This is a genomic window from Psychrobacter sp. GW64-MNA-CIBAN-0177, assembly GCF_040309585.1.
Classification (GTDB): Bacteria; Pseudomonadota; Gammaproteobacteria; order Pseudomonadales; family Moraxellaceae; genus Psychrobacter; species Psychrobacter okhotskensis.
The window spans coordinates 1-257 of the sequence record NZ_JBEOOY010000389.1 but is presented as its reverse complement, the minus strand read 5'-3'; the positions used below and the strand labels follow the sequence as shown (position 1 = coordinate 257).

Below are 257 nucleotides of genomic sequence, written 5' to 3'. Positions count from 1 at the left end.
GGGGTGATCAGTACGCCATCAACCATCGAATCTATTTCGGTCAGAATTGAAGATGAGTCGGGTCAGCTGATTAAGAGCTTTAATATTGATGGCAGTAAAGGCGGCAATGTTGATGTGACGTGGGATGGTTTAGATTCAGATGGCCAACCCGCAGAAGCCGGTAATTACGCCATTAAGGCTAGCGGTAAAGTGGATGGAACGTCGGAAGATTTAGCCGTATCGACTTATGCCCATGTTACCAGTGTGTCATTGGGCAC

General features: G+C 47.5%; 1 protein-coding gene. It reads left to right on the top strand.

What is annotated here, in order from left to right; translation table 11 throughout:
* On the top strand, positions 1-257 hold a 257-nt coding region (locus AAEY79_RS15565; protein WP_352289464.1), incomplete at both ends, for a FlgD immunoglobulin-like domain containing protein.